Source organism: Candidatus Hydrogenedentota bacterium (assembly GCA_018005585.1).
Classification (GTDB): Bacteria; Hydrogenedentota; Hydrogenedentia; order Hydrogenedentales; family JAGMZX01; genus JAGMZX01.
The window spans coordinates 1-3,931 of record JAGMZX010000129.1 but is presented as its reverse complement, the minus strand read 5'-3'; the positions used below and the strand labels follow the sequence as shown (position 1 = coordinate 3,931).

The following is a 3,931-nucleotide window of genomic DNA, read 5'->3' as shown; positions in this document are numbered from 1 at the left end:
CGTCGGACAACAGGGCGGCCAGCGCCGGAATGCAGGCTTCCGTACCGGTGCGGCGCAGCATGCGGCAGGCCTCCTGTTTTTCCGGCCAGCCTGCATCGCTCTGCAGCACCTGAATGAGCGCCGCCTCGTCCGGTGTGTCTTCCGCCGAAGCCGGGGCGTTGTATGTGAAACCCGCCAAGGCGGCGAGATAGGCCACGGCAATGAGCCAACTACGCGATTTTCTTAACATCATGGGTATTTCCCTCTTCCGTGCAATGCGCTGTCCTCTCCGGGGCCGCGCAACAAAGCGCAATGCGGTTTACAGATACCACGGTTCGCGGTAGGCGCGCGACCGCAGCCGGTTGGCCTCGTCATCGTCGACGCAGGCTTCCGCCGCGGGGTCCCATTTCACGGGCCGGCCCAACCGCTTGCAGATGTTGGCGACGTGGCACGCCGAGATCGACCGGTGCGCCACCTCCGCGTTCGAGACCGGCTCCCGCCGCGTCTTCATACAGTCGAGAAACGCGCGCACGTGGTTGTCCGGCGGGTAGCCGCCCGGGAACCACGGCTCATTCATCAGCGACTTGGGGTAGACCTCGACCTGCCCGGAATCGCCGGTTTCGACCCAACCTTCCTCGCCCTCGAAACGGACGGGACACGACCCGAAGCGCAGCCCGGTGCGGATGACCAGTTTCACGCCGTTGGCGTAGCGCCCGATAAACCGTTCGCCTTCCTGCCAGAACTCCACCGGGCCTGTCGCGTCGGCATCGTTCGCCCATTGACACAGGTCGACGGTGTGGCTCCCCCACTCAGCGATGGACGCGCCGCTGAAGTCGACATGACCGCTCCAGAAGCCGCGCGTCGGATATTTCGCATTGTAGGGCCGCCACTGCGCCGGACCGAGCCAGCGGTCCCAATCGAATTCCTCGCGCGGCGGTTCCGGCTCCGCGGGGAGAATGGTCTCGTCGAAGACCTTGAAACCGCCCGCTTCTTCGGCGTGCAGTTCCGTGAGCCGGCCGAGTTTGCCGCTGCGCGCGAGGTTTATCGCGAAGATGAAGTTGGCGATGCTGCGCCGCTGCGTGCCGCACTGATAGACACGGCCAAGACGGCGCATCGTGTCGGACACGGCGCGCGACTCCGTAATGGTCACGCTCATCGGCTTCTCACAGTAGATGTTCTTGCCCGCGCGGGCCGCCATGATCGAGGCGCCGGAGTGCCAGTTGTCGCCCGTGGCAATGAGCACGGCGTCGATGTCCGGCCGGTCCAGCAGTTCCAGCATGTCAAGGTACACGGCGCAGTCCTGATTGCCGTAGCCCTGGTTCACCTGGTCGCGCGCCCGCTCGCGGCGGTCGCGAAACACGTCGCAGACGGCCAGGAACTGCACGTCCGGCTGCGCCATGAACGCGCTCATGACGTCGCGGCCCCGGCCGCCCGCGCCGATCAGGCCGACGCCGATGCGCGCGCTCGCGGGAACCCGGCCTTGGGCGCCCGCGATGATATTGGGTGCGATGACAAGGCCGCTCGCAGTTGCCGCAGCCGTCTTGATGAATTGCCGGCGTCCCATGCGCCCGGGTTTTGGTCTCGTGTTCATAGAGTTCCCTTCTTTGATCAAACGTCTTATCTTGGATTTCCGGTGCGCGTCCGCCACGCAACCGCTTCCCCGTCGCATCCTATGCCAGCCGCGCCATTTCCTTCAAGAATGCGAGCCCCTCGATGGCCAAGTGGTCCGCAGATTCATAGATGGGCCGCCAGATGCACGCGGCGGCGCACAGGTCGACGATGCCCGTCGCGAAGCTCTCGATGGTTACCCATCCCCGGTAGTCCAGCTCGCGCAACGCCGCGAAACACGCTTTCCAACGCACCTGGCCGGTGCCGGGCACACCCCGATCGCTCTCGGAGGCGTGAAAGTGGCCGAGGTAAGGTCCGGTCGCGCGAATGGCGGCGGCGGTGTCCTTTTCTTCGATATTCGAGTGAAATGTGTCGACCTGCACCTTCAGGTTCGGATGGTTCGCGGCCTGGCACAACTTGACCGCATCCGCGGCGGTATTCACGACATAGGTCTCGAAGCGGTTCAACGGCTCCATCGCCAGGACGATATTCGCCGTGGCCGCGTACTCGGCGGCGGCGCGCAGGCATTCGGCGGCCCATTTCCACTCGTCGTCCGTGCGCGCGCGGCCTGGCAGATAGCGCACCGGCGCGTAAATCGGCCCGCCGATGGCATCGCCGCCCATTTCGGCGGTGATATCGACGATACGCTTGAGCCGGGCAACGCCCGCCGCGCGTTCGGACGCTTCGCCGCTCGTCACATTCGCCTCGGGCGTCATGACGGCGCAGGCCGTCACCCCGACGCCCGCCGCCTCGCGCGCGCGTCGCGTCGCGGCCGCGTCGAGCACCTCCAGGTCGCCGAAGAGGATTTCGACCCCGTCGTAACCAAACTCGGCGGCCTTCTTAATGAGATCGACCTGATCCTTTGTGAAAGACGCCGTGTAGACAAGGAGATTCAGGCCGAAACGGACTTTGAGGGGCCCCTTCGTCTCAGCCTGGGCCGAGACGGTTGTCGAGACCCCCGCCGCGCCCGCAAGCGCAGCCACCGAGTTCAGAAAATTACGCCGATTCATTAGCGATTTCCTCCACCGTGTCTCACGTTAACGCTCGCTCATCGCGCTCGCGGCCAGGCTTGTTCCATTTCTCTCGCCTGTGCGCGAACGCCTCGTCCATGGGAGTGATTCTTCCCATCCGCACGTCCTCCTCCCCTCGCGCCATTAACGCCGGGAGGGCGAGTGCCCGCAATCTTCGCTCGAATTCGCCGGAATTGGATTCCATTGGCTTCGTTCACTCCGTGACGCTGGCCGAACCCTTGAGAAACCAGCGTATAGCATTCAAGCGAAAGACACAAGACGTTCAATTGTCCTTGTTCACATATCCTCACCGGATTTGTCGTCGGGCATCGCGGTCAGAGGTCGATTTTAGTTCGCGCTTCCATCTGCTACTATAGGGATTCCGGCCAAGGGGCCGGGTTGGCAACGGGGAACCCAGGAAAGTGAGTACGAGCCATGAAAAGAATCTCGATTGGTACGTGGGCGTTTTCGATTGGACCGTATGCGGACAACCCGGTGCCGTGGGAGGAAATCCTGCGGCAGTTGCAGGCGCTGAAATTTGACGGCGTCGAACTGGGCGGGTTCGGCATTCATCCGAATCCGGATATTATGCCGGACAAGGAGCAGCGGGCCGCGTGCAAACAGGGCGTGGCCGACGCGGGCCTTGCGTTCTCCGGGATGGCGGCGAATCTGTGGGGCCAGCACCTCATTGACACGGAGGACACGACGCCGTACCTGAACGAGTTCCGCAAGAACCTCGAATTCTGCGTCGACCTCGGCATTCCGGGCATTCGCGTCGATGCCGTGCAGCCCCCGACGATCTTCGAGCAGGTGGACGAAGCGACAGCCCGCAAGCGGGTCGTGGATACCTGGAAGCGCTGCGCGGAAGAGGCTGCCGACAAAGGTGTTTACTTGACATGGGAATTCGAGCCCGGCTTTGCGTTCAATAAGCCCTCTGACATTTTGCGGATCGCCGATGAGGTAAACAACGACAACTTCGGCATCATGTTCGATACGTGCCATGCGCACATGGTCGCCGTGGTCGGCGCACGGCAACCCGGCAAGAAGGAAACGTTGCCCGGCGGCGCGCTCGAACTGGCGCGGAAATTGCGGGGCAAGATCAATCATCTGCACCTGATCGACTCGGACGGCACGCTGCACGACGAGGATACGAGCACGCACGCCCCCTTTGGCGAGGGCATCATCAATTTCGATGAGCTCATGCCGGAACTGGTCCATTCGGGTGTCAAGCACGACTGGTGGACGGTCGACCTCTGCTTCTGGCCAGACGCCTGGGCCGTCACCGAGCGCTGCAAGAAGGCGGTCGACGCGTTGAACAAGAAGTACGGGTGAGA

At 63.3% G+C, this 3,931-nt stretch carries 4 protein-coding genes; 1 reads left to right on the top strand and 3 read right to left on the bottom strand.

Annotated elements, in window-relative coordinates; all coding sequences use genetic code 11:
- The 3 genes from KA184_18105 to KA184_18095 form a co-directional block, all read right to left on the bottom strand.
- On the bottom strand, positions 1–232 hold a 232-nt coding region (locus KA184_18105; GenBank protein ID MBP8131497.1), incomplete at its 3' end, for a hypothetical protein.
- Between the two features lie 66 nt (positions 233–298).
- The gene (locus tag KA184_18100; GenBank protein MBP8131496.1) at positions 299–1,543 is read right to left on the bottom strand and encodes a Gfo/Idh/MocA family oxidoreductase; all 1,245 of its coding nucleotides are present in this window, start codon (positions 1,541–1,543) and stop codon (positions 299–301) included.
- A gap of 106 nt (positions 1,544–1,649) precedes the next feature.
- The gene (locus tag KA184_18095; GenBank protein ID MBP8131495.1) at positions 1,650–2,597 is read right to left on the bottom strand and encodes a sugar phosphate isomerase/epimerase; all 948 of its coding nucleotides are present in this window, start codon (positions 2,595–2,597) and stop codon (positions 1,650–1,652) included.
- 435 nt (positions 2,598–3,032) lie between these two features.
- Here KA184_18095 and KA184_18090 point away from each other — a divergent pair, with 435 nt between their 5' ends.
- The gene (locus tag KA184_18090) at positions 3,033–3,929 is read left to right on the top strand and encodes a sugar phosphate isomerase/epimerase (protein MBP8131494.1); all 897 of its coding nucleotides are present in this window, start codon (positions 3,033–3,035) and stop codon (positions 3,927–3,929) included.
- Positions 3,930–3,931 lie beyond the last annotated feature (2 nt).

Bases quoted from the DNA above. Each gene is read 5' to 3' on its own strand.
- KA184_18100 (MBP8131496.1), bottom strand. From the start codon at position 1,543: ATGGGACGCCGGCAATTCATCAAGACGGCTGCGGCAACTGCGAGCGGC.
- KA184_18095 (MBP8131495.1), bottom strand. From the start codon at position 2,597: ATGAATCGGCGTAATTTTCTGAACTCGGTGGCTGCGCTTGCGGGCGCG.
- KA184_18090 (MBP8131494.1), top strand. From the start codon at position 3,033: ATGAAAAGAATCTCGATTGGTACGTGGGCGTTTTCGATTGGACCGTAT.